We start from the raw sequence: 24,006 nt of genomic DNA, 5'->3' as shown, positions 1-24,006 counted from the left end.
CTCAGGTCATTCCTTCAATGACCGAAAGGTGATGGCCGGCCCGCCGGTCGAGCAGTTCCGCGACGATTTCGGAAATATGAGGCAGCCCCTCCAGCGTCAGATGCGGATTGCTCTGCGATGGGCGGGGCCGGTCCGGCAGCACCTTCAGTGCATCGGCAAACCGCCGGGAATCCTCGGCTTCTTCCGGCAAAAGCATCTCGATGAGGCCGAGTTCGGCTGCGCGCCGTGCGCGGATCAGTTGTTCCCGGCGGGGCTCGACGCGCGGCACGATCAGCGCCGGCTTGTCGAAAGACAGTATCTCGCAATAGGTGTTGTAGCCGCCCATCGCCACTACCGCCTTGGCGCCGGCAATCAGGTCTTCCATGCGGTTGTCGAACTCGATGATCTTGATGTAGGGGATCTTGGACCCCTTCCTGAGCAGCTTGTTGCGCTTGCGCGCCGGCATGTAAGGCCCAAGCACGATCAGGGCTCTATGCTGCAATTGCGGATCCTGCTGATAGGCATCGATGACGTCGTGGATCAGATCGGCGCCGTCACCGCCGCCACCGGTGGTAACGAGGATATAGTCGCCCTCGGGCCGGTGGCCGGGCAACTCGTTCCGCTGCAGGCTCCGTTGCAGGAAACCGACGAACCTCATCTTTGCCCTGACAGCCGGGGGTACATCCAGGCCGGTCAACGGATCGTAGAAATCCGGCGGACCATAGGCCCAGACCTTGTCGTAGAAGACGCCTATCTTGCGCATCACGTCTCTGCGTGCCCACTCTGCTTCGAGCAGATGCGGCGCATCCATCACCTCGCGCAGGCCAAGCACCAGCGTGGTGCCCCGCGTCTTGAGGTAGGACAGCGTGTCCTCAATCTCACCGCGCAGGCCGAGCGGTTCCTTGTCGACGATGAAGATATCCGGCCGGAAGGTCTCAGCTGTATGGCGGATGATCGACTGGCGCATCCTTAGCGTCTCATGCAGATCGATGTCCTTTTCCAGCGAGGTGTATTCGCCGTTACGCAGCTTGATGACGCTGGGGATCTTCACGAAGTCGACACGGGCGCGGTAGTCGAAGGCGCCAGCGATAGTCGCACCCGAAATGATAAGCACCTGAAGTCCGCGGAAATCCTCGACCAGCGAATGCGCGATAGTCCGGCAGCGCTGCAAATGGCCGAGCCCGAACGTGTCGTGGCTGTACATGAGAATTCGAGCGTTTTCTGCGTGCTGGGTCATTGTTGAACGTCTCTTAGAATTCTCGCCTTGAGGACCGTAGCGACCCGCGGGATTCGAAACCATCCTCGCGGGTCTACCGACCTGTTCTGAAACATGAGGGCGCAATTTTCAATTCGTATTACAAAGAGGGTCCATATGCTGAAATCAGGAAGCTACGTCTGCTCAGCGGCTTGCTTGCCACGTAGGTCCAGAAGAACCTGCACCATTTCACTGGTATTGACCATCTCGGATTCTCGGCGGCCTTGGCCGCTACGATCAACGTGGAAGCTCCAGAATGGAATAAGGTATGGGTTGGGTACTTCATTTCGAGCATCTCAGCCAAGCTCCTAAACCATGATGTGCCTTGGCGTGGGAAGCCGGAGCGTTGACGGAGTAGGGGACACGTTCGAACCACCTAGATCTCGACTCTCAGACCAGAATCTGGGGGTCAGGAAGTTCGAATTTTTCGGGCAAGCCATTCATCCAATTGAACTCACTAGCTTTTTGGACGCCATGGGCGACGTGGTGCCGGTTTAATTTTCGGAATTCAGCCGATTTTTCGGGCGGTGTTGAATGGTCGGCGGTTCCTGGCGCCAAGATCGCAGAGCGGCACCTCAAAAGCGCGCCTGCGCTCCCAACTTCACGAAATGAGGAATGTTCCTCAATCGCCTTGAATGATCTCAGCGAGGGCTCCTCGATCCTAACCTCATGTCAGTCGACGCACGCTGCGCCGTAGCGGCAGCGGATAATTCTACCGGCAGCAAAAATCCCGCCGCTGCGGTCGTGCGAAGTACGCTGACGATAAAATTCAGGACTTTTGCGTGTCAATTTTGGACCAAGGTCCGTCTTGTAGAATACTGTATTTGAACAAAGCTAGGTAAGCCGACTTTCGGATTCGGAAGTCCTGACGTTTTTCATCTGGAACCCATCCTGGCGGGAGGGCGACTCGAAGGAGGAATTATGAAAACGCGCACCTGTCTATTCGCGACTGTAGCCGCTCTTGCCCTTGTCGCGTCGCCGGTGCTCGCTGCTCCCGGCGGCAATGGCAATGGCAACGGCAATGGCGGCAGCAACGGCAACGGCGGAAACTCGGCCGGGGCCGGCTCGCAGGGACACGGAGCCGCCACTTCCGCCGCGGCCAAGGACAAGTCGACGACAGGAGTTGCTCATGCAATGGCGGTCGTTGCGACGACACCGGCCTCACCACGGGCTACGCTGGCCTTGCAGGCAGCGCTGGATAGGAAGGCCGCGAAAGACGCAGCAGACACTGCCGACGACACCTCCGACGAAACGGAATAGGGTTCGAAACAGACAACTTGTTGCGCTGAAAGCCGTGGTTCGCCGCGGCTTTTTCTTTTCCTCTCCTGGCGTTCGAACTCTCTAGGGCTTTTGATTTTAAGTCGGCAGGTGAACGGCACCTCCAGAAAAAAGCTGCTCCACAGCGGCACTGAAGCTACGCTGAGGCCAGTGCCGCCGCATCGGCGTCGGATTCGATTGCATGCGAGGAGATCCCATGACCGGCTTTGTCGACCGCGAGCGCGCAACTGACCTGATGCAGCGCGCCGGCATCGAGGCGCTGGTGCTTTGCGAGCCCGAGGCGTTCCAATATGCCACCGGCGCCTGGATCGGCCCGGCCGGCCTGTTCCGGCGGGCCGGCGCCGGTTTCGTCGTTATTCCCAAGCGAGGCGACCTGCCGATCGGCGTCGTGGTGGCGGATTTCCAGGCTGCCCAGCTCCGGGCGGCGATGGCCGGCGCCGTGGTGCGCACGCATCCGATCTGGATCGAATCGGCGTCGCTCGAGCCGGCGACGGCCGATCGGCCCGTGGCGCAGCGCATCGAGGCCGGCCTGGTTGGCCGCGAGCCCGGTTTTTCACGTCCGGCGACCTTCGAGCTTGCCCGCTCCGTCCGCGAGCTGAAAACGATCCTCGCAGAATTCGGGCTGGAGCGTGCGACGCTCGGCATCGAACTGGATTTTGTCTCGGCCAGCGATTTTGCCGCGATGCAGGCGATGTTGCCGGGCACTGCACTGGTCAACTGCTCGCCGGTTCTCGACAGGCTGCGGGCAATCAAATCGCAGAGCGAAATCGACCTTCTGCAGCAGGGCATCGTCCTGTCGGAAGCCGGCCTATCGCGGCTGCAGCGCCATGCGGCGACCGGCATGCGTCAGTCTGAGCTGGTCGCGCTTTACCGGCAAGGCGTCGCCGATGCAGCCTCCGGGTCGTCGCAGCAAATCTCGACGGCGGAATACGTCACGCTGGGCGCTCGCCCAAAAAGCGCCGATGCGGTCGCCGCCGCAGGCGATCCGCTGAAGGCCGACATGGTCTGCAGCGTGAACGGCTATGCCTCGGACATGTCGCGGAATTTCACCTTCGGGCCACCGTCGCCCGAACAGGCCGAATTACATGCGATAGCCGAACGCGCCTTCGCCGACGGGCTTGCCGCGCTTATGCCCGGAAAGCCGCTCGCCGCCGTGCATCGCGCCGCCAGCGAAAGCCTGGCGCGCCAGGGCCTGCGTTCCTATCGCCGCGGCCATTTCGGCCACAGCGTCGGCCATTCCGTATTTTCGGAGCAATGGCCGTTCATCTCGGCCGACAGCGATGTCGTGATCGAAGCCGGCATGGTGCTGGCATTCGAGATCCCGCTCTACATCGACGGTCTCGCCAGCTTCAATCTCGAGGACCAGTTCCTGATCACCGCCAACGGGCCATCGCCGATGAACCGCTTGCCGAGGGGTTTAGGGACCATCGGCTGACCGTCACCTCACTCCCGGCACGCCCTTGCGGAAATCCGACGGCGACATGCCGGCAAGCTTGCGGAATGACTTGTTGAAGGCGCTGAGCGAACCGAAGCCCGATTCCATGGCGACGCGCAGCACATTGGCATCCTGATGCATCAGCAGCGCCTGCGCGTAGCTGAGGCGCAGCAGATTCACATATTCGTTGAGCGTCATGCCGGTCGATTTCTTGAAGATGCTCATGGCGTATTTGGGATGGATGTCGGCCGCCGCGGCAATGTCGACGCAATCGATCTCGTAGAGGAAATTCTCGGCGATGAAGTCGCACATGCGCCCGACATTGCGCAGCGATTGCTGATCGAACGGACTGCCTATCTCCTGTTCGACCGGGGTTTCGGGCACCAGCCGGTAAGGCTCGAACCGCACCCGCTCCAGCCGCAGCAAAAGCTCGTTGACGGCATGCTCGGCCTTGACCGGGTCGCCGGAGCGGGCATAGCGGTTCCAGCGCTCGAAATTGTGGTCGTCCGACCGGTCGGTGGCGTCGGTCACCAGCGTCGCGCCGGTCATCAGCCTGTTGCGGACGTCGGCGGGCAAATGCAGCCGGAAGAAATGCACCAGCGGCAGATGCGCGCCGGCGTAGATGGCATCGTCGGAGGCTTCGTCCATCTGGTGCGGCAGGCCGCCCCAGAACAGGCACATGTCGCCCGCAGAGAGCGAAAGCCCGTGCCCGTCCATGCGGTAATGCACGGCACCGCGCACGATGAAATTCACCTCGACCTGGGCGTGCCAATGCGGCTTGAGCATCACCAGGGGCTGGGTGTGGAACATCTGCAGCAGCAGCGGCAGGCCCTCCACGCTGCTGGCGCCGGGCTGGTAAAACGGCCTTTCCGGCATCTTACTTTCCGCTCATTTCTTATTCCCTTTGTCGCGGACAAGACGTCCCCGAGGCCTAGTCTAGCCACGCTCGCAAACAGAGAGCAACTGAAATGGGAGGATTTCAATGCGCATAAAATTGACCTGCGCCGCGCTCGCGCTTGCCTTGGGCTCCAGCCCGGCCTTTGCGCAGTCCGGTGAAATCACGATCTGGAGCTGGAATATCGCCGCTTCGTCGCTGAAGGCCACCATAGCGGGCTTCAACAAGCAGTATCCCGATATCAAGGTGACCGTCGAGGACCTCGGCAACCAGCCGACCTATGACAAGTCGATCGCCGGCTGCGCCGCCGGCGGCGAGGGGCTGCCGGACATCGTGACGATCGAGAACGGCGAAGCCGAAAACTACTGGAGCCAGTTCCCGGATTGCTTCGTCGACCTGCACACGCTCGGCTACACCGCGGAAGACCAGGCAAAATTCCCCGATTTCAAGCGCACCGAGCTCGAGGTTGACGACAAGGCCTATGCGATGCCCTGGGATTCCGGCCCGGTGGCGATGTTCTACCGCCGCGACTTCTACGAGAAGGCCGGCGTCGATCCGTCCTCGATCAAGACCTGGGACGATTTCATCGCCGCCGCCAAGAAGATCCAGGCCGCCAATCCCGGCGTGACCATGACCAACGCCGATTTCAACGGCGATTCCGAATTTTTCCGCATGATTTCCAACGAGCAGGGCTGCGCCTACTTCTCCGCCGACGGTCAATCGATCACCGTCAACCAGCCCAAATGCGTCGATGCCATGACCAAGATCAAGGAAATGAAGGACGCCGGCATCATTTCCTCTGCCGACTGGAGCACCAAGATCACCAACAACACCGCAGGCAAGGTCGCCACGCAGATGTATGGCGGCTGGTATGAAGGCACCGTGCGCACCGAATCGCCCGATGGGGCAGGCAAATGGGGCGTCTATTTGATGCCGAGCCTGACCGCCGACGGTCCGCGCGCCGCCAATCTCGGCGGCTCCTCGCTCGCCATCACCTCGGTGTCGAAGAACAAGGAAGCCGCCTACGCCTATCTGAAATACACGCTTGCGACGAATGAAGGCCAGATCACCATGCTGAAAGGCTTCGGCCTGGTGCCGTCGCTGATCTCGGCCCTCAACGACCCCTATGTCTCCGAAGGCCTGCCCTATTGGGGCGGCCAGGCCGTGTGGAAGGACATCCTCGGCACCTTGCCCAAGGTCGTCCCCAGCCGCGGAACGCCGTTCCAGAGCGACGCCGAGATCATCATCCGCGCGGTGCAGACCAAATATCTGGCCGGCGGCTATCCCGACGCCAAGGCAGCGCTCGATGATGCGGCAAGCCAGATCGCCGCGGCGACCGGCCTGCCGGTCAAGTCGTGATCTAGACGAGACGGCTCCGGTGCGCGGCTCCCCTTCTCCCCTTGTGGGAGAAGGTGTCGCCGAAGGCGACGGATGAGGGGTGCTCCAGCTTGGCGCCGGCGGCACTCCGGCCATCACCCCTCAACCGTCTCGGCGCTACGCGCTGATCCACCTTCTCCCACAAGGGGAGAAGGCAAGAGACTTGAAAAGCAGAAAGGAGGAAAACGATGCGCTACCAGAACGCCACGGCGTATCGCTTTCTCGCGCCCTATCTGCTGATCTTTTCGATCTTCTGGCTGTGGCCGATCATCGATTCCTTCCTGATCTCGTTCCAGGCAACGCGCACCGTGCCGTGGCGTTTCGCCCCGACCTTCAACTGGGGCCGGCTGATCGGCGATCCGGCCTTCTTCAATGCCTTGAAGAACACACTGCTGATCCTTGTCATCCAGGTGCCGGTGATGATTTCGCTGGCGATTGTGATGGCGGTGCTTTTGAATTCGCCGCTGCTCAAGGCGCGTGGCCTTTTCCGCTTTGCCTTCTTCGCGCCGGTCGTGGTCGGCGAAGTCGCCTATTCGGCGGTTTTCCGGCTGATGTTCAATCTCGACTACGGCATCATCAACAAGCTGTTGAACAGCATCGGCCTGCCCAGTGTCGACTGGTTTACCAACGTCACCCCGGCGATGGCGGTGATCATGATGGCGGTGACGTGGCGCTGGGCCGGCTACAACGCCATCATCCTGCTCGCCGGCCTGCAGTCGATTCCCGAGGATGTTTACGAGGCGGCGACCCTGGACCGGGTCAGCAAGGTCAAACAGTTCTTCTACATCACGCTGCCGCTACTCAAGCCGATCATCGTGTTCTGCGCCGTGCTGTCGATCATCGGCACCATGCAGCTGTTCACCGAGCCCTTCCTGATCACCGAGCGCGGCGGGCCGGGCGGCGGCACCGAAACGCTCGGGCTGCTGCTTTACCGCCAAGGCTTCCGGTCGCTCAATTTCGGCTACGCTTCGGCCATCGCCTACACCATGGCCGGGCTGGCGATCGCCATTTCGCTGGTGCAGATATGGCTGACGAGGGAACCGAAATGACCTCGCGCTCCCGAATCGGCCATTCACGGGTCAGCCGTTCCCAGGCCAGATTGGGCCGCAGCATCGCGCTGCATCTGTTCCTGACGCCGCTGGCGCTGGTCTGGCTGTTTCCGCTGTGGATGATGGTGGTCTTTTCCACGATGCCCGACAACGGCATCTTCAGCCCCGACATCGAGCTTTTGCCGCACGGCAATTTCCTCGACAATGTCGGCAATCTGCAGCGCGGCACCAATTTCATCGGCGCCATCGGCATCTCCGTCTCGGTGGCGGTAACCTATACCTTCCTGTCGGTGATGCTGACCTCGATGGCCGGTTGGGCGCTGGCGCGTTACAACTTCTTCGGCAAAGGCATGGTCGTCGCCATCATCTTCGGCACCATCACGCTGCCCTATGCGGTCGTGCTGATCCCGCAATTCATCATGGTGGCGCGGGACTTCAAGCTCGCCAACACCTGGGTGGCGCTGATCGTGCCGCCGCTGTTCAACTCGCTGGGCGTGCTGTTCATGCGGCAGAGTTTTTCGATGATGCCGCACGAGCTGTTCGACGCCGCCAAGGTCGAGGGCGTCAAGGAATGGCGGATATTCCTGTTCGTCGCACTGCCTCTGGCGCGGCCGATGCTGGCGGCGCTCGCCATCATCCTGTTCCTTGCCTCCTGGAACAATTATCTCTGGCCGCTGCTGATCAATTCCAAGCCGGGCGCAATGACGGCGCCGGTGGCGCTCGGCACGCTGATCGGTCTCACCAAGGTGTCCTGGGGCGGCATCATGGCGGGCGCGGTGATGCTGACGGCGCCAATGCTCGTCGTGTTCGTACTTCTGCAGCGCCATTTCGTCGCCGGCATCGCCGCCGGCGCCATCAAGTAAGGATCAGCATGGCGGCAGTCACACTCAAAAACGTCATCAAGCGCTTCGGCGTCTTCGAGATCGTCCACGGCGCCAATATCGATATCGATGACGGGGAATTCGTCGTCTTCGTCGGCCCTTCCGGCTGCGGCAAGTCCACGCTGCTCCGGATGATCGCCGGGCTCGAGGACATCAGCGACGGCGAGATCGCCATTGGCGGCAAAGTGGTGAACGACGTCGAGGCGGCCGATCGCGGCATCGCCATGGTGTTCCAGTCCTACGCGCTCTATCCGCACATGACGGTCGAGCAAAATCTGAGCTTCGGCCTGAGAATGACCGGCAACCCCAAGGCAGATACCGAGCGGCGGGTGAAGCGGGCCTCCGAAATCCTGCGCATCGCCGAGCTGATGAAGCGGCGGCCGCGGCAATTGTCGGGCGGCCAGCGCCAGCGCGTCGCCATCGGCCGTGCCATCGTGCGCGAACCGCAGGTGTTCCTGTTCGACGAACCGCTCAGCAATCTCGACGCCGAGCTCAGGGTGCAGATGCGCGTCGAGATATCGCGCCTTCACAAGGAGCTTGGCGTTACCATGGTCTATGTGACGCACGACCAGACCGAGGCGATGACGCTGGCCGACAGGATCGTCGTGCTCAACGCCGGCAATATCGAACAGATCGGCGCGCCGCTCGATCTCTACGACGACCCGGCCAACCGCTTCGTTGCCGGCTTCGTCGGTTCGCCGAAGATGAATTTCCTGGCGGCGAAAATGGTCGGCGCCGACAACGGCGCTGCGGTCGTCGAACTCGTCAATCATCGCGGCGCGCGACTTCGGAAGTCGCTTTCGGATGCCCCGCCTACGATAGGCGGTGATGTCGTGCTTGGCGTGCGGCCGGAGCATTTCTTCGACGCCGGCCAGGGCGATTGCGACCTTACCCTCAAGGCCGACGTCGCCGAGCACTTGGGGTCGGTGAGCTATGTCTATGCCAATTCCGGGACCGGGGGCGGACGCGAGGAACTCATCATCGAGCGCGAGGCATCGCGGCATCGCGCGAACGGCGACGACCTTGTCGTGTCGATCAAGGCCGACCGCTCGCTTCTCTTCGACGCCACCGGCGCACGCATTCGCTAACCCATCTTTCTTTTGTCCGATCGCGATTGCTCGCGGCCACCCCACGGAGATTTGACATGTCGTCCAAACCAGAAAAAGTTCGCTGGGGCATTCTCGGGCCCGGCAACATCGCCAAGGCCTTTGCCGGCGGCGTCGCCCATTCGCGCACCGGCACATTGGTCGCCCTAGGGGCGCGCAATCCCGGCAAGGCCGGACTTACCGAGGCTTTCCCCGGCGCCCGCATCCTCGACGGCTACGAGGCTTTGCTTGGCGAGCCGGACGTCGATGCGATCTATATTTCGACGCCGCATCCGAGCCATGCCGAATGGGCGATCAAGGCGGCCGAGGCCGGAAAGCATGTGCTTTGCGAAAAGCCGCTTGGCCTGACCGCCTTCGAGGCCGACGCCATGATCCATGCCGCGCGCAAGGCTGGCACCTTTCTCGGCGAAGCCTTCATGTACCGGCTGCATCCGCAGACGGCCAGGCTGGTCGAGCTGGTCAGGTCCGGCGCGATCGGCGACATCAAGATGATCAAATCCAGCTTCGGCTTCGCCATGCCGGGCTTCATGCCGGAGCACCGTCTCTACGCCAAGGATCTCGCCGGCGGCGGCATTCTCGATGTCGGCGGCTATCCCGTCTCGATGGCGCGGCTGATTGCCGGCGCCGCGGCGGGAAAGCCCATCGCCGAGCCGGACAAAGTGGTCGGCGCTGCGCATCTCGGCCAATCCGGCGTCGACGAATGGGCGTCGGCGCTGTTGCATTTTCCGGGCGGCATCGTCGCGGAAGTCTCCTGCAGCATCTCGCTCGCGCAGGACAATGTCTTGCGCGTTCTCGGCAGCAAGGGCCGCATCGAGGTGGCGGATTTCTGGTTTGCCGGCGGCAAGCAAGGCGGTACCGGCGAAATCCGCATCATCCGTCCGGGTGACACCGAGGTAGTCGAGGTCAAGGAGGACGGCTGGCTTTACGCATTCGAGGTCGACGCCGCCGGCGAGGCCATTCTCGGCGGGAAGCAGGAGTTCGCCTGGCCCGGCATGGGCTGGGCCGACAGTCTCGGCAATCTGCGCGTGCTCGATAAATGGCGAGCCGCAATCGGGCTCGAATATGACATCGAGAAACCGGCAAGGCGCGTCAACACGATCTCCGGGCGGAAGCTGCGCTCCGGCGGTACAGCCATCCCCAAGCGCAGCATTCCGGGCCTGCCGCGGCCGGCCTCGTGCCTGGCGCTCGGCTTCGAGGATTTCCGCACCTTTTCGTCCGGCGCCATCCTGCTCGATGCTTATTTCGAGGCCGGCGGCAATCTGTTCGACACCGCCTTCGTCTACGGTTCCGGCTATACCGAGACGCTGCTCGGCCAATGGCTGAAAAACCGCGGCGTGCGCGAGCAGTCGGTGGTCATCGGCAAGGGCGCGCACTCGCCGCTCTGCTATCCCGACGTCATCGGCAAGCAGCTCACCCAGTCGCTCGAACGGCTGCAGACCGACCATATCGACGTCTATTTCATGCATCGCGACAATCCGGATGTGCCGGTCGACGAATTCGTCGACGCGATGGACCGTGAGGTCAAGGCCGGCCGCATTCGCGGTCCGTTCGGCGGCTCGAACTGGACGATGGAACGCATGGACGAGGCGATCGCCTACGCCGAGCGCACCGGCAAGCAGAAGCCCGGCGCGCTTTCCAACAATTTCTCATTGGCCGAGATGCTGGAGCCGATCTGGGCAGGCTGCGTCACTTCCTCCAGCGACGCGTGGAAGGCCTGGCTGACCGCCCGGCAGATGCCGAACTTCGCCTGGTCGAGCCAGGGTCGCGGCTTCTTCACCGATCGCGCCGGCCGCGACCGGCGCGACAATGAGGAGTTGGTCCGGGTCTGGTATTCGGAGAGGAATTTCGGCCGTCGCGACCGTGCTATCGAGCTCGCCAAGCGGCTGGGCAAAAGCCCGATCCACGTCGCGCTCGCCTATGTCCTGGCGCAGCCCTTCCCGTCCGTCCCGCTGATCGGGCCGCGCTCGCTCGACGAATTGGAAGACAGCCTCCAGGCACTCGACATCTCGCTTTCGCCGGACGATCTTGCATGGCTGGATAGCGGTTCGGATCAGGCCCGCGCGCGGGCCTGATCGCAGCGGCAGTCGCTTCAGCCTTACGCTGCGCCCCTAGGCTTGCGGACTGTTTGCGCTGCCCTCGCCCTCTCCCGCAAAGAACCGGGAAAGGGTAAGAATGAGGGCAGCGCAAACGTCACTGGAAGTTAGGGAAGACAGATGCTCGACATCGCACCATCGAAACAGGCTGCCACCTGGCTCGGTTTCTTTGCGCGGGCGCTCGAAGCGGGCGACGTCGACACCGCAACCAGCCTGTTCGTCGAGGACTGCTACTGGCGCGATCTTTTGACGTTCACCTGGAACATCAAGACGATGGAGGGGGCGGCCGCGATCCGCGACATGCTGACGGCGACGCTGGCCACGACAAGGCCTGCTCAGTGGCAGCTCAGCGGCGAAGCGACTGCGGACGAAGGCACCATCGAAGCCTGGTTTTCTTTCGAGACGTCATCGGCGTGGGGCCAAGGCGTCATGCGCCTCAGGGATGGCAGGTGCCGGACGCTGTTCACGGCGATGAGCGATCTCAAGGGGTTTGAGGAGCGCAAGGGGCCGGCGCGGCCTCTTGGCGTCCGCCACAAGGCCGATCCGGACCGCGAGACTTGGGCAGAGGCGAGGGCGCGCGAGGCGCGTGAACTCGGCGTCGGCCAGCAGCCTTACTGCCTGGTCATCGGCGGCGGCCAGGGCGGCATCATGCTGGGGGCACGGCTCAGGCAATTGGGCGTGCCGGCCATCGTCATCGAGAAGAACGCCCAGGCCGGCGATTCCTGGCGCAATCGCTATCGCTCGCTCGTGCTGCACGACCCGGTCTGGTACGATCACCTGCCCTACATCCCGTTTCCCGAGAACTGGCCGGTGTTCACGCCCAAGGACAAGATGGGCGACTGGCTGGAAATGTATACGCGCGTCATGGAGCTGAATTACTGGAGCTCCACGAGATGCGTCAGCGCCAGCTATGACGAGGCCGAAAAAATCTGGACGGTCGAGGTCGATCGCGCCGGCGAGCGCATCACGCTGAAGCCGAGGCACATCGTCTTTGCGACCGGCGCCTATGGCCCGCCGAGGCAAATCAACCTGCCGGGCGCCGAGGCGTTCCAGGGCGAGATCCTGCATTCCAGCCAGTATTCCAGCGGCGAGAAATTCCGTGGCAGACGCGTCGCCGTCATCGGAGCGGCAAGTTCGGGGCACGATGTCAGCGTCGATCTCTGGGAGAGCGGCGCCGAGGTGACGATGGTCCAGCGCTCGCCGACGACGGTGGTCAAGTCGGACACGCTGATGGAGATCGGTTTCGAGATCTTTTCGGAAAAGGCGCTGGCCCGCGGCATTACCACGGAGAAGGCCGACATGATCGTCGCCTCGACGCCGTTCGCGCTGCTGCCACAGGGCCAGCGGGCGCTTTACGACATCATCAAGGCGCGCGACGCGGCTTTCTACGACCGCTTGCGCAGCGCCGGCTTCGCCATCGATTTCGGCGACGACGAGACCGGGCTCCTGATGAAGGCCTACCGCACCGGCTCGGGCTTCTACATCGACGTCGGCGCCTGCGACCTGATCATCGACGGCGAGATCGGCATCCGCAGCGGCGTCGGGATCAAGTCGCTGACGCCGACAGGCATCCTCTTCGACGACGGCACCGAACTGGCGGCCGACGCAATCATCGCCTGCACCGGCTATCTCTCGATGAACGAAACCGTGGCGGCGATCGTCTCGCGCGAAGTCGCCGACAAGGTCGGGCCGTGCTGGGGGATTGGCTCGGGCGTGAAAGGCGACCCGGGTCCGTGGCAAGGCGAATTGCGCAACATGTGGAAGCCGACGGCGCAGCAGGCGTTGTGGTTCCACGGCGGCAATCTGGCCCTGTCGCGCTTCTATTCGAAGTACGTCGCGCTGCAGATCAAGGCGAGGATGGAAGGCATTCCGACGCCGGTCTATGGAGCGCCGGTGCGGTAGCGGCGCCTTCTTCCCTTCTCCCCTTGTGGGAGAAGGTGGATTGGCGCGCAGCGCCAAGACGGATGAGGGGTGCTGGCCGGAGTGCCGTCGGTGCCAAGCTGGAACACCCCTCATCCGTCGCCTTCGGCGACACCTTCTCCCACAAGGGGAGAAGGGGGAGCCACATTGACCTCAATCGTGCCCACGTCCGAAATGCCGGCTCGCCACCTCGACATGCGTGTCGTGCGCATGCGCTTCGAAGCGCTCGGTTTCGCCAAGATCGTCCACCGCCTCGTTCGGCCACCAACTGCCGCCGACCACGATGCCGTCCGAGACCAGCCTTTGCTCGGCGACCAGCGAGGCGCCGACCGAATCGACAAAGGTGAAGCGTCCCGGACGCAGCCGCAGCACCGCGATGTCGCCGACCGCACCAACTGCAAGCCTGCCCAAATCGGGCCTGGCGATCGCTTCGGCCGGCCGCTGTGTCGCGGCGCGCAGCACCTCGACCAGCGGCATGCCGAGCGCCAGCAGCTTCGACATGCAGACCAGGATGTCGAAGGCCGGCCCGTCGACGCAGTAGAGATGCACGTCGCTGCTGATCACGTCCGGCGCCAGCCCTTCGCTCAGCATCGCCTTGGCCACTTCGAAATCGAACGAGCCCATGCCGTGGCCGATATCGAAGATGACGCCGCGCTCGCGCGCCAGCCGCATATCCGGCCGCACCGCCCCCGAGGCGAAGACCGGCGCGTTGGGAAACGGCCGGAAGCAGTGGGTGAGGATGTCGCCCTTGCGTAGCCGCGGCAGCACTTCCGAGCGGCCGGGCGGCGGCTCGTCTATATGCGCCATCAGCGGCAGGCCGGCCTTGTCGGCGGCTTCGAGCGCGAGATCGACCGGCGCGATGCCGCTGCTGCCGCCGGCGTGACGACCGGAGCGGACCTTGACGCCGACAACCACGTCCGCGTGCTCGCGCGCCGCCGCCATCGTTTCGCGCGGTTCGCAGAGCCTCAGGTCGCTGCACTCGCCAACCGCCACGGTCTGCGAGAAGCCGAAAATGCCGGCAAAGGAAATGTTCACATAGGCCAGGATGCGGACCTTCGAGCGCTCGATGACGTGGCGGCGAAAGCCGAGGAAATTGCCGGCGCCGGCACTTCCGGCATCGATGAAGGTGGTGGTGCCACTCTTTGCGGCGAGCCGGTCGGCATCGACGCCGAGCGAGGTGCCGCCCCAATAGACATGGCTGTGCAGGTCGATCAGGCCCGGCGCGACGATGGAGCCCGTGGCGTCGATGACGCGGGCGGCACGTTCGAAGGGGATTTCGGCGTCGATCGCGGCGATACGACTGTCGGCAATCGCCAGATCGCGTTGTGCGTCGAGGCCGGACGCCGGATCGATGAGGCGGCCGCCTTTTATCAGCAGATCGAATTGCATCGCGCCTGTCTCCGCTTGCCCGTCAGGCCGGCCTGTAGGCAACTGCCTCGACCTCGATCTTGATGTCGATCATCAGCCGCGACTCCACTGTCGTGCGCGCCGGCGGGTCTTTCGGGAAATGCCGGGCATAGACGGTGTTGAAAATGCCGAAATCGCGCGCGTCCTCCAGCCAGACCGTCGTCTTGACCACGTCGTCGAGCGTACAGCCGGCCAGCGCCAGTGCCCCCTTGACGTTCGACAGCACCTGCTCGGTCTGTTCGGCGATGCCGCCCTTGACCACCAGCCCGTCGCTGCCGACCGGCACCTGGCCTGAGACATAGACGAAATCGCCGGCTCTGACCGCCGGAGACAACGGTACATGGGATTTTCCAAAACACTGCTTTGGCAAGAAGGCCTCCTGTCTAGGTTCTTTGGGTGAACGCGCGATGCTGCGAGAGATAGGGGGCGGCTGCACGCCATCGATCCACGTTTTGAAAGCCTATATCGCTTTGCTGCGGTAACGCCAGAACGATCACCGCCCTTGGTGATCCTTCGCGCCCCCTTCTGCCCTGCCAGCGTCCGGACCCGCGACACCAGCCGGCTCAGCGGTCGATCCGCGTCGACAGGATGATCGACGACGACGTGCGCTCGACCCCGTCCATGGCGCCGATCTGGTCGAGAAGCGTGTCGAGATCCCTTATCGACGGCGCCTCGACGATGACGATCATGTCGAAATTGCCGCTGACCGAGTGCAGCGTGCGAACCGGTGCCAGCGCCTGCAGGCTGCGCACCACCTTGTCGGCAAGCTTGGGGGTGACGGTGAGCAAGACATGCGCCCTGACCAGCCCCTGTTCGTAATCCGGCGACAGCCTGACGCCGTAGCCGGTGATGATGCCGCGCTGTTCCAGCCGCTCGATCCGGCTCTGCACCGTCGTTCGCGAGACGCCGAGCCGCCGCGCCAGTTCGGCCGTCGAGGCGCGCGCATTGGTGCGCAGCAGGGAAAGCAGAGCCTGGTCGGCATCGCTGAGCATTTCGACGAACCTTAGCGGCACATTGCGCAAAGAGACGCTGCGTTTCGTACAATCTCACGCTTCTTTTCGACAGGCAAGCTGCGATTCTAGCCGTCCATTTAACATTGGCGCGAGGGACCGGTCATGAAGGAAATCATTGTCGTCGGCGCCGGCAAGATCGGCTCGACCATTGCCGAGATGCTGGCTTTCACGGGCGACTACCGTGTCACGCTCGTCGACCGCTCGGCGGCGCAGCTCGGCGCGGCCGAACTGCCTGAAACGGTCCAGACGCTGGAACTCGACATCGAAGCCGCCGGCACCCTCGAAGCGGCCTTGGCCGGCAAGTTCGCGGTGCTCAGCGCCGCGCCCTTCCATCTGACGACGCGCATCGCCGAGGCGGCGGCCAGCGCCGGCGTCCACTATCTCGACCTGACCGAGGACGTCGTCAGCACCAGGCGGGTCAAGGAACTGGCGCGCTCCGGCAGCAGCGCCTTCATCCCGCAATGCGGCCTGGCGCCGGGTTTCATCTCGATCGTCGCCAACGATCTCGCCAGCCGCTTCGACACGCTGGAAAGCGTGCGCATGCGGGTCGGCGCGCTGCCGCAATACCCGTCGAACGCGCTGAACTACAATCTGACCTGGAGCACCGACGGCGTCATCAACGAATATTGCGAGCCTTGCGAGGCGATCGTCGAAGGCGAGCTGGTCGAGGTGCCGCCGCTCGAGGAGCGCGAGGAGTTCTCGCTCGACGGCGTCACCTACGAGGCGTTCAACACCTCGGGCGGGCTGGGCACGCTGGCCGAAACGCTGAAAGGCAAGGTGCGCACGCTGAACTACCGCACCATCCGCTATCCCGGCCATGCCGCGATCATGAAGGCGCTGCTCAACGATCTTGGCCTGCGCCACCGCCGCGACGTGCTGAAGGACATTTTCGAAAGCGCCCTGCCGGCGACGCTGCAGGACGTGGTTATCGTCTTCGTCACCGTCAGCGGCCGCAAGAACGGCCGCCTGCTGCAGGAGACCTACGCCAACAAGATCTACGCCAGGCGCGACGGCGAAACGGTGCGCAGCGCCATCCAGGTCACCACAGCGTCCGCCATCTGCGCCGTGCTCGACATGCTCGCCGACGGCACCTTGCCGGCAAGAGGTTTCATCAAGCAGGAGGACATCGCGCTCGACGTGTTTCTGGCCAACCGCTTCGGCCGCGCCTATGCGCAGCACGAGATGGTTAGCCGGCTTGCGGGGTGAGTACCTCTTCCCTTCTCCCCTTGTGGGAGAAGGTGGATCGGCGCGCAGCGCCGAGACGGTTGAGGGGTGTTGGACGGAGTGTTGTCGGCGTCAAGCTGGAGCACCCCTCATCCGACCGAGCTTCGCTCGGCCACCTTCTCCCACAAGGGGAGAAGGGAGAGCGCGAGGCCTGCCTGCCCTCAGACATGCAGCGCATGCCCCAGCGCCTTCAGCGCCGCTTCCTGAAAACCCTCGCCCTGTGTCGGATGGGCATGGATCGTTCCCGCGATATCCTCCAGCGTCGTGCCCATCTCCAGCGCCAGCCCAAAGGCCGTCGACAGTTCCGACACGCCCTGGCCGACGGCCTGGATGCCGAGCACAAGATGGTTGTCGGCGCGGGCAACGACCCGGACGAATCCGTCCTCGCCCAACTTCGTCATCGCCCGGCCATTGGCGGTGAAGGGAAACAGTCCGACCTTGATTTCGCCACGGGCCTTGGCCTCCTCCGGCGACAGGCCCGCGGTGACCAGCTCCGGATCGGTGAAACAGACAGCCGGGATCGCTCGTCTGTCCCAGCTGCGCTTGTGGCCGGCGACGATCTCGGCGACCATTTCACCCTGCGCCATCGCCCGGTGCGCCAGCATCGGCTCGCCGGTGACGTCGCCAATGGCGAAGATACCGCGCATCGAGCTGCGGCACTGGTCGTCGATGCGGATGAAGGGTCCGGCCATGTCGAGGTCGATCTGCTCCAACCCCCAGCCTTCGGTCACCGGCTTGCGACCGACCGTGACCAGGACCTTGTCGGCAGCGATCTTGCCGTTCTTGCCGCCATTCGTCTCGACCAGCAGCGCGTCGCGCTTGGTGGACAGCCCCTTGGCCTTGGCGTTCACGAGCACCTCGATGCCGAGTTCGGCCAGCCGCTTCACCACCGGCCGGGTCAGTTCCGCATCATATTGCGCCAGCACGCGCGGCAACGCCTCGACCACGGTCACCTTGGCGCCCAGCTTGGCAAAGGCGATGCCGAGTTCCAGCCCGATATAGCCGCCGCCGACCACCGCCAGCCTTTTCGGCACTTCGCTCAGTGCCAATGCTTCTGTCGAAGAGATCACCGGCCCGCCGAACGGCAGCGATGGCAGCTCGACCGGCGCCGAGCCGGTTGCGATCACCACTGTTTCGGCGCGGATCACCTGCATGCCGATCTCGGTCTCGACGGCAACGGTCTTGCCGTCGCGAAATGTCGCCCAGCCATGCACTGTCTTCACGCCCGCCTTCTTCAGCAGGCCGGCAACACCGTTGTTCAGCCGGCTAACGATGCCGTCCTTCCAGGCAATGGTCGCTGCGAGATCAAGCGATGGTGCGGCGATCGCAATGCCGAGCGCGCTTTTGCCGCCGGCCATGTGCGAGAGCTTCTCGAACTCTTCGGCCGCATGGATCAGCGCCTTGGACGGGATGCAGCCGACATTGAGGCACGTGCCGCCGGGCTTGCCGGCCTCGACGATCACCGTGTCGATGCCAAGCTGCCCGGCGCGGATGGCGCAGACATAGCCGCCCGGACCGGCACCGATGACCAGCAGCTTGCAGGAGATTTCCTTCATGTCAGCTGCATCCTTTGGGCGATGGCCGCAGCGCGGCTCCCCCTTCTCCCCTTGTGGGAGAAGGTGTCGCCGAAGGCGACGGATGAGGGGTGTTCCAGCGGAGTGAGACGTTGGCGTTCCCTGGAACACCCCTCATCCGTCTCGGCGCTATCGCGCCGATCCACCTTCTCCCACAAGGGGAGAAGGGGAAGGCCGCATCCCAACGCCGGCATCTTCCGACGACTCTCCTCGTGCTTCGCGATCAACCGCATCTCCTCAATCCACAAAAATCAGCGCCGGCGTCTCCAGCAGCGCCTTGATCCGCTGGATGAACACCGCCGCGTCCCAGCCGTCAACGACGCGGTGGTCGAAGCTGGAGGACAGGTTCATCATCTTGCGCGGGATGAACTGGTTGCCGTCCCATACCGGCCGCACCATCATCTTGTTGACGCCGACGATCGCCACTTCCGGATGATTGATCACCGGCGTCGTCGCCACGCCGCCCATGGCGCCGAGCGAGGTGATGGTGATGGTCGATCCCGAGAGCTCGTCGCGCGTCGCCGTGCCGGATTTTGCCGCCTCGGCCAGCCTGACAACCTCGGCGGCGCAGTCCCAGATATCGCGCGCCTCGGCGTGTCTTACCACCGGCACCATCAGCCCCGAAGGCGTCTGCGCGGCGATGCCGATATGGATGCCGCCATGCTGGTGGACGATGCCGGCTTCGTCGTCGAACAGCGCGTTGACATTGGGCTGGTCGGCAATTGCCTTGACCATCGCCCGCATCAGGAACGGCAGCAGCGTCAGCTTCGGCCGGTCCGCGCCCGGCCGCTTCTCCTTGTTGAGCGCGGCGCGTAGATCCTCGAGCGCGGTGACGTCGATCTCCTCGACATAAGTGATATGCGGGATGCGCGACTTGGCCAGCGTCATCTTCTCGGCGATCTTTCGCCTGAGCCCGACTATCTTGATGTCCTCGACCGCCTCGTTGCGGGCGAGGCCAGGGGCCTTCGCGAGCTGCGGTCCGCGTGCCAGGAAGGCGTCGATGTCCTCGTGCCGGATGCGGCCGGCCGGGCCGGTTCCCGGAACCTGCCGAACGTCGATGCCGGCCTCTTTCGCCCTGAGGCGGACGGCCGGCGAGGCCAGCGGCTTTTCGCCCTCGGGGCGCGGCGCGCCGGAGGTCCGCGCAGCACCCCCAACGGCGGCAGTACCCCCACCCCTAACCCCTCCCCACAAGGGGGAGGGGGATTCCGACGCCGTGCTTCCACCCTCATGCGTTGAAACTTTTTTGGATGATGGCGCGGTGGGCTTGGCTTCGACCTTGGGAGCCGAGGCACGTCCCCCTCCCCCTTGTGGGGAGGGGTTAGGGGTGGGGGTACTCTTGGCGCCGGCCTCAACGGCCTGCGCCGCCGCATCCTTCACGTTACCCTCGCCCGCCACCTTCAGCCTGACAATCGGCGAACCGATCGCCACGGTGTCGCCGATCTCGGCACCCAGCCAAAGGATCTCGCCATCGACGGGCGAAGGAATTTCGACCGTCGCCTTGTCGGTCATGACAGCGGCAAGCACGGCATCCTCGCGCACGAGATCGCCGACCTTGACCTGCCATTCGACGAGCTCGGCCTCGGCGACGCCTTCGCCGACATCGGGCAGCTTGATGACATATTCGCCCATCGTTCCCCCTTCAGGCTTCCATCGTTTCGACGAGCGCGCGGCCTAGCCGGGCGGGACCGGGAAAATAGTCCCACTCCTGCGCATGCGGATAGGGCGTGTCCCAGCCGGTGACCCGCGCCACCGGCGCTTCCAGATGGTAGAAGCAGTTCTCCTGAACCAGCGCTGAAAGTTCGGCGCCGAAGCCGGATGTCAGCGTCGCCTCATGCACGACCACGCAGCGCCCGGTCTTGTTGACCGAGGCGACGATCGTCTCGAGATCCAGCGGCAGCAGCGTCCTCAGATCGATAATCTCGGCATCGATGCCGGTCTCCTCGGCTGCCGCCTGGGCGACATAGACCATCGTGCCGTAGGCAAGCACGGTGACTGCCGCACCAGGCCGCCGGATCACCGCCTTGCCGAGCGGCACCGTGTAATGGCCATCGGCGACTTCGCCGAGCTCATGTTTCGACCATGGCGTTACCGGCCGCTCGTGATGACCGTCGAAGGGGCCATTGTAGAGCCGCTTCGGCTCCAGGAAGATCACCGGGTCGGGATCCTCGATCGCCGCGATCAGCAGGCCCTTGGCGTCGTGCGGATTGGACGGAACCACAACCTTCAGGCCGGAGACGTGGGTGAACAGCGCCTCCGGGCTCTGGCTGTGGGTCTGGCCGCCGAAGATACCGCCGCCGGTCGGCATTCTCACGACGATCGGGCAGGTGAAATCACCGTTCGACCGGTAGCGCAGCCGCGCCGCTTCCGAGACGATCTGGTCATAGGCCGGATAAACATAGTCGGCAAACTGCACCTCGACGCAAGGCTTCAGCCCGTAGGCGGCCATGCCGATGGCCGCGCCGACAATGCCGGATTCGCTGATCGGCGCATCGAAGCAGCGGCTCTTGCCGTATTTCGCCTGCAGGCCCTGGGTGCAGCGGAAGACGCCGCCGAAGAAGCCGACATCCTCGCCAAATACGATGACGCGCTCGTCGCGCGCCATCGACACGTCCATAGCGTCGCGGATCGCCTCGATCATGGTCCGCCGCGGCATGGTCAGACCCCTGCCTGTTGGCGCTGGCGCCTGAGATGCGGCGGCATCTCGGCATAGACGCCCTCGAACATGTCGCGCGCCGAGGGCTTGCCGCCGGCATGCAGCGTGCCGTGACGCTCGGCCTCCCGCTGCGCCGAAATCACCGTGTCGAGGATTTCCGCCTCGGCCTGGGCGTGGCGTTCGTCCGACCAGACGCCGCGCTGGATGAGATGGTTCTTCAGCCTGACGATCGGGTCGCCGAGCGGCCAGGCATCGGACTCGGCCTTCGGCCGGTAAGCCGACGGATCGTCGGAGCTCGAATGGGCGCCGACGCGGTAGGTGACGTATTCGACCAGCGTCGGCCCGAGATTGCTGCGCGCCCGTTCCGCCGCCCATTTGGCCACCGCATGGACGGCGAGATAGTCGTTGCCGTCGACGCGCAGCGACGGGATGCCGAAACCGAGGCCGCGGGCGGCAAAAGTGCCGGAGCCGCCGCGGGCGATGCCCTGGAAGGTCGAAATCGCCCACTGGTTGTTGACGACGTTGAGCACGACCGGCGCCTTGTAGGTCGAGGCGAAGACCAGCGCCGAATGGAAATCGGATTCGGCGGTCGAGCCGTCGCCGATCCAGGCGGCGGCGATCTTTGAATCGTTGCTTATCGCCGAGGCCATCGCCCAGCCGACCGCCTGGATGTACTGTGTCGCCAGATTGCCGGAGATCGAGAAGAAGCCGTGCTCCTTCGACGAATACATGATCGGCAATTGCCGCCCTTTCAGCGGATCCGCCTCGTTCGAATAGATCTGGTTCATCATCGTGACCATCGGGTAGCCGTCGGCGATGAGCAGGCCAGCTTGCCGATAAGTCGGAAAGTTCATGTCGCCCCGCGACAGCGCCTTGCGGAAGGCGCAGCTCACCGCCTCTTCGCCGAGATGCTGCATGTAGAAAGAGGTCTTGCCCTGGCGCTGCGCCATCTGCATGCGTGCATCGAAGCTGCGCAGCGTCATCATATGACGCAGCCCCTCCAGCAGCTCCTCGTCCGAAAGCAGCCCTGCCCACGGCCCGACCGCCTCGCCGGCGCGGTTGAGCACGCGGATGATCGAGAAGGCCAGATCGCGGATGTCGCGCGGGTCGACGTCGATCTTCGGGCGCGGCACCGAGCCAGCTTTTGGAATGCTCACATTGGAGAAATCCGGCGTCCCGCCCGGCCGCACTTCCGGTTCCGGAACATGGAAGCGCAGCATTCCGGCATCGGCCATGATCTCGGTCCTCCACTGTTGCCCGGCCAAGATATTTGCACACCGCCAGACCAGTGCCAATTCGTCGGGCGAGGCTTGTCTGCCGCTGGCTACTGCCCGCGGCAGACAAGATGGAGATATGTCGGCGAAATTTCTTGTCGATCTTCCGCGCCGGCGCGCAATTTGGGGAAAGGTCGGGGCTGATCTGGCGCAAGAGCGAAGAATTCCTGTTGGAAAAGATCGCTCGGTCGAGTTCCTTCACGCCCCCCTCTGTCCTGCCGGACATCTCCCCCTCGAGGGGGGAGATTGCGCTCTCATCTCGGCTTTCGCAAATCGCCAATGCAGTAGGAAGAGGGCCGGCGGCGAAGCTGCCAATCTCCCCACTAGAGGGGGAGATGTCCGGCAGGACAGAGGGGGGCGCTGCCCCGCTGGCGTCTCGAAACAATACGCCATCCCTCGTTCACCCGGCGCCCGCGCCATGCTAATCAGCGCCCATGGCACAGAAGAAAGCATACGAGGTCGATGCATGGCTGGCGAAGCCGGATCCGCGCGTCTCGATCGTGCTGCTTTACGGTCCCGATCGCGGGCTGGTTGCCGAGCGGGCAAAGGCCTTTGCCGGCAAGACCGGCCTGCCGCTTGACGATCCGTTCTCGGTGGTCAGGCTGGACGGTTCGGAGGTCGATCGCGACGAGGGCCGGCTGCTCGACGAGGCCCGCACCGTGCCGATGTTTTCCGAGCGGCGCCTGCTTTGGGTGCGCAATGCCGGCGCCCAGAAGGCGCTTGCCGACGACGTCAAGGCGCTGACCGCCGAGCCCGCGCGGGACGCCATCATCCTCATCGAGGCCGGCGACCTGAAGAAGGGCGTCGGCCTGCGCGCCGTGGTGGAGGCGGCGGACAATGCCATGGCATTGCCTTGCTATGCCGATGAAGCCAGGGATATCGATACGGTCATCGACGACGAATTGCGCAAGGCCGGCATGTCGATGACACTGGAGGCCCGGCAGGCGCTGCGCCGCAATCTCGGCGGCGACCGGCTGGCCTCGCGCGGCGAGATCGAAAAGCTTGTGCTTTATGCGCATGGCCAGCCCGAAATCGGCCTCGACGACGTCAAGGCGACGTCTGGCGATGTCTCCGGCCTCTCTTTCGACGCGGCGGTCGACGCCCTGCTCGAAGGCAGGATCGCCGACTTCGACACCGCCTTTACCCGCCATTGCCAGTCTGGCGGCCAGCCCTTCCTGGTGCTTTCATCGGCGATGCGGCAGTTGCAGGCGATTCAGGCGATGCGTGGCCAGATGGACGCCGGCGGCCGCAATGCCGCTTCGGTCGTTGCCGCGGCGCGCCCGCCGGTTTTTTTTTCGCGGCGCAAGCTGGTGGAGAAAGCGCTCGAACGGTGGAGCAGCGAAGCGCTCGGCCGCGCCCTCAACCGCCTGCAGACGGCAGTGCTGCAGACACGCCGGCGGCCGGATCTGTCGGTCGCGCTGGCACGCCAGGCGCTGCTCGGCATTGCCGTGGAGAGCGCAAGGCTGGCGCAGCGCACCTGATCTCCCCTCTGTTTGGACCGGGGACATCGCGAACAGGTGTGCGAGGACATCGCGAACAGTTTGGCGCGTTTTGCGCTGGGGGGTTCGGGATGCCATTCGAGGACACGAGCGC

At 64.0% G+C, this 24,006-nt stretch carries 19 protein-coding genes; 10 read left to right on the top strand and 9 right to left on the bottom strand.

All coding sequences use genetic code 11. From position 1 onward, the window contains the following. Window position 1 precedes the first annotated feature (1 nt). Window positions 2-1,216, bottom strand: a complete 1,215-nt coding sequence (locus tag NKI19_RS29490) for a glycosyltransferase family protein (RefSeq protein WP_292654357.1) — start codon at window positions 1,214-1,216, stop codon at window positions 2-4. A 939-nt stretch (window positions 1,217-2,155) separates the two neighbouring features. On the opposite strand from NKI19_RS29490, the gene NKI19_RS29485 reads away from it, so the two are divergent. Next, a complete protein-coding gene (locus NKI19_RS29485; protein WP_352566879.1) occupies window positions 2,156-2,494 on the top strand; it encodes a hypothetical protein in 339 nt (112 codons plus the stop codon). A gap of 214 nt (window positions 2,495-2,708) precedes the next feature. After that, window positions 2,709-3,947, top strand: a complete 1,239-nt coding sequence (locus NKI19_RS29480) for a M24 family metallopeptidase (protein WP_352566881.1) — start codon at window positions 2,709-2,711, stop codon at window positions 3,945-3,947. A 3-nt stretch (window positions 3,948-3,950) separates the two neighbouring features. Here NKI19_RS29480 and NKI19_RS29475 read toward each other — a convergent pair whose 3' ends face one another. Then, window positions 3,951-4,823: a helix-turn-helix domain-containing protein gene (locus NKI19_RS29475; RefSeq protein ID WP_352566883.1), complete on the bottom strand. Its 873-nt coding sequence runs from the start codon at window positions 4,821-4,823 to the stop codon at window positions 3,951-3,953. Between the two features lie 106 nt (window positions 4,824-4,929). Here NKI19_RS29475 and NKI19_RS29470 point away from each other — a divergent pair, with 106 nt between their 5' ends. The 6 genes from NKI19_RS29470 to NKI19_RS29445 all read left to right on the top strand — a co-directional run bounded on the left by NKI19_RS29470 (window position 4,930) and on the right by NKI19_RS29445 (window position 13,250). Next, window positions 4,930-6,201 (top strand): extracellular solute-binding protein, encoded by a 1,272-nt coding sequence (locus NKI19_RS29470; protein ID WP_023675947.1) that lies wholly within the window; start codon window positions 4,930-4,932, stop codon window positions 6,199-6,201. A gap of 206 nt (window positions 6,202-6,407) precedes the next feature. Continuing rightward, the gene (locus NKI19_RS29465; RefSeq protein WP_023720572.1) at window positions 6,408-7,268 is read left to right on the top strand and encodes a carbohydrate ABC transporter permease; all 861 of its coding nucleotides are present in this window, start codon (window positions 6,408-6,410) and stop codon (window positions 7,266-7,268) included. Next, on the top strand, window positions 7,265-8,131 hold the full coding sequence (locus NKI19_RS29460) for a carbohydrate ABC transporter permease (protein WP_352566885.1): 867 nt from the start codon (window positions 7,265-7,267) through the stop codon (window positions 8,129-8,131). Before NKI19_RS29465 ends, NKI19_RS29460 begins: the two co-directional genes overlap by 4 nt. Window positions 8,132-8,139: 8 nt before the next feature. Next, window positions 8,140-9,237 carry an ABC transporter ATP-binding protein gene (locus NKI19_RS29455; protein WP_352566886.1) on the top strand — a complete coding sequence of 366 codons (1,098 nt, stop codon included), beginning with the start codon at window positions 8,140-8,142 and terminating at the stop codon, window positions 9,235-9,237. A 56-nt stretch (window positions 9,238-9,293) separates the two neighbouring features. After that, window positions 9,294-11,327, top strand: coding sequence for an aldo/keto reductase (locus tag NKI19_RS29450; RefSeq protein WP_352566888.1), 2,034 nt, complete (start codon window positions 9,294-9,296; stop codon window positions 11,325-11,327). A gap of 141 nt (window positions 11,328-11,468) precedes the next feature. Next, window positions 11,469-13,250, top strand: a complete 1,782-nt coding sequence (locus NKI19_RS29445) for an NAD(P)-binding domain-containing protein (protein WP_352566889.1) — start codon at window positions 11,469-11,471, stop codon at window positions 13,248-13,250. 171 nt (window positions 13,251-13,421) lie between these two features. Here NKI19_RS29445 and NKI19_RS29440 read toward each other — a convergent pair whose 3' ends face one another. The 3 genes from NKI19_RS29440 to NKI19_RS29430 form a co-directional block, all read right to left on the bottom strand. Further along, complete coding sequence (locus NKI19_RS29440) at window positions 13,422-14,657, bottom strand: amidohydrolase/deacetylase family metallohydrolase (protein WP_352566891.1); 1,236 nt, start codon at window positions 14,655-14,657, stop codon at window positions 13,422-13,424. A 22-nt stretch (window positions 14,658-14,679) separates the two neighbouring features. Continuing rightward, window positions 14,680-15,045: a RidA family protein gene (locus tag NKI19_RS29435; protein WP_352466543.1), complete on the bottom strand. Its 366-nt coding sequence runs from the start codon at window positions 15,043-15,045 to the stop codon at window positions 14,680-14,682. A gap of 193 nt (window positions 15,046-15,238) precedes the next feature. Then, window positions 15,239-15,667, bottom strand: a complete 429-nt coding sequence (locus tag NKI19_RS29430) for an Lrp/AsnC family transcriptional regulator (RefSeq protein ID WP_352566893.1) — start codon at window positions 15,665-15,667, stop codon at window positions 15,239-15,241. Between the two features lie 123 nt (window positions 15,668-15,790). Here NKI19_RS29430 and NKI19_RS29425 point away from each other — a divergent pair, with 123 nt between their 5' ends. Beyond that, window positions 15,791-16,894 (top strand): saccharopine dehydrogenase family protein, encoded by a 1,104-nt coding sequence (locus NKI19_RS29425; protein WP_352491261.1) that lies wholly within the window; start codon window positions 15,791-15,793, stop codon window positions 16,892-16,894. A 179-nt stretch (window positions 16,895-17,073) separates the two neighbouring features. Here NKI19_RS29425 and lpdA read toward each other — a convergent pair whose 3' ends face one another. The 4 genes from lpdA to NKI19_RS29405 all read right to left on the bottom strand — a co-directional run bounded on the left by lpdA (window position 17,074) and on the right by NKI19_RS29405 (window position 22,374). Then, window positions 17,074-18,468: a dihydrolipoyl dehydrogenase gene (lpdA, locus tag NKI19_RS29420; protein ID WP_352491260.1), complete on the bottom strand. Its 1,395-nt coding sequence runs from the start codon at window positions 18,466-18,468 to the stop codon at window positions 17,074-17,076. 255 nt (window positions 18,469-18,723) lie between these two features. Next, window positions 18,724-20,115 carry a dihydrolipoamide acetyltransferase family protein gene (locus tag NKI19_RS29415; RefSeq protein WP_352566895.1) on the bottom strand — a complete coding sequence of 464 codons (1,392 nt, stop codon included), beginning with the start codon at window positions 20,113-20,115 and terminating at the stop codon, window positions 18,724-18,726. A 10-nt stretch (window positions 20,116-20,125) separates the two neighbouring features. Continuing rightward, window positions 20,126-21,139, bottom strand: a complete 1,014-nt coding sequence (locus tag NKI19_RS29410) for an alpha-ketoacid dehydrogenase subunit beta (RefSeq protein WP_352566896.1) — start codon at window positions 21,137-21,139, stop codon at window positions 20,126-20,128. Window positions 21,140-21,141: 2 nt separating this feature from the next. Next, window positions 21,142-22,374, bottom strand: coding sequence for a 3-methyl-2-oxobutanoate dehydrogenase (2-methylpropanoyl-transferring) subunit alpha (locus NKI19_RS29405; protein WP_352566898.1), 1,233 nt, complete (start codon window positions 22,372-22,374; stop codon window positions 21,142-21,144). Window positions 22,375-22,847: 473 nt separating this feature from the next. On the opposite strand from NKI19_RS29405, the gene holA reads away from it, so the two are divergent. After that, window positions 22,848-23,894 carry a DNA polymerase III subunit delta gene (holA, locus tag NKI19_RS29400; protein ID WP_352566900.1) on the top strand — a complete coding sequence of 349 codons (1,047 nt, stop codon included), beginning with the start codon at window positions 22,848-22,850 and terminating at the stop codon, window positions 23,892-23,894. Window positions 23,895-24,006 lie beyond the last annotated feature (112 nt).

The sequence above is a fragment of the Mesorhizobium sp. M0751 genome, from assembly GCF_040320265.1.
Taxonomy (GTDB): Bacteria; Pseudomonadota; Alphaproteobacteria; order Rhizobiales; family Rhizobiaceae; genus Mesorhizobium.
This window is presented reverse-complemented; position numbering and strand designations above follow the sequence as displayed.

What these genes read in the sequence shown, in the direction of transcription:
- NKI19_RS29490 (WP_292654357.1), bottom strand. Translation starts at nt 1,216, where the DNA reads ATGACCCAGCACGCAGAAAACGCTCGAATTCTCATGTACAGCCACGAC.
- NKI19_RS29485 (WP_352566879.1), top strand. Translation starts at nt 2,156, where the DNA reads ATGAAAACGCGCACCTGTCTATTCGCGACTGTAGCCGCTCTTGCCCTT.
- NKI19_RS29480 (WP_352566881.1), top strand. Translation starts at nt 2,709, where the DNA reads ATGACCGGCTTTGTCGACCGCGAGCGCGCAACTGACCTGATGCAGCGC.
- NKI19_RS29475 (WP_352566883.1), bottom strand. Translation starts at nt 4,823, where the DNA reads ATGCCGGAAAGGCCGTTTTACCAGCCCGGCGCCAGCAGCGTGGAGGGC.
- NKI19_RS29470 (WP_023675947.1), top strand. Translation starts at nt 4,930, where the DNA reads ATGCGCATAAAATTGACCTGCGCCGCGCTCGCGCTTGCCTTGGGCTCC.
- NKI19_RS29465 (WP_023720572.1), top strand. Translation starts at nt 6,408, where the DNA reads ATGCGCTACCAGAACGCCACGGCGTATCGCTTTCTCGCGCCCTATCTG.
- NKI19_RS29460 (WP_352566885.1), top strand. Translation starts at nt 7,265, where the DNA reads ATGACCTCGCGCTCCCGAATCGGCCATTCACGGGTCAGCCGTTCCCAG.
- NKI19_RS29455 (WP_352566886.1), top strand. Translation starts at nt 8,140, where the DNA reads ATGGCGGCAGTCACACTCAAAAACGTCATCAAGCGCTTCGGCGTCTTC.
- NKI19_RS29450 (WP_352566888.1), top strand. Translation starts at nt 9,294, where the DNA reads ATGTCGTCCAAACCAGAAAAAGTTCGCTGGGGCATTCTCGGGCCCGGC.
- NKI19_RS29445 (WP_352566889.1), top strand. Translation starts at nt 11,469, where the DNA reads ATGCTCGACATCGCACCATCGAAACAGGCTGCCACCTGGCTCGGTTTC.
- NKI19_RS29440 (WP_352566891.1), bottom strand. Translation starts at nt 14,657, where the DNA reads ATGCAATTCGATCTGCTGATAAAAGGCGGCCGCCTCATCGATCCGGCG.
- NKI19_RS29430 (WP_352566893.1), bottom strand. Translation starts at nt 15,667, where the DNA reads ATGCTCAGCGATGCCGACCAGGCTCTGCTTTCCCTGCTGCGCACCAAT.
- NKI19_RS29425 (WP_352491261.1), top strand. Translation starts at nt 15,791, where the DNA reads ATGAAGGAAATCATTGTCGTCGGCGCCGGCAAGATCGGCTCGACCATT.
- lpdA (WP_352491260.1), bottom strand. Translation starts at nt 18,468, where the DNA reads ATGAAGGAAATCTCCTGCAAGCTGCTGGTCATCGGTGCCGGTCCGGGC.
- NKI19_RS29415 (WP_352566895.1), bottom strand. Translation starts at nt 20,115, where the DNA reads ATGGGCGAATATGTCATCAAGCTGCCCGATGTCGGCGAAGGCGTCGCC.
- NKI19_RS29410 (WP_352566896.1), bottom strand. Translation starts at nt 21,139, where the DNA reads ATGCCGCGGCGGACCATGATCGAGGCGATCCGCGACGCTATGGACGTG.
- NKI19_RS29405 (WP_352566898.1), bottom strand. Translation starts at nt 22,374, where the DNA reads ATGGCCGATGCCGGAATGCTGCGCTTCCATGTTCCGGAACCGGAAGTG.
- holA (WP_352566900.1), top strand. Translation starts at nt 22,848, where the DNA reads ATGGCACAGAAGAAAGCATACGAGGTCGATGCATGGCTGGCGAAGCCG.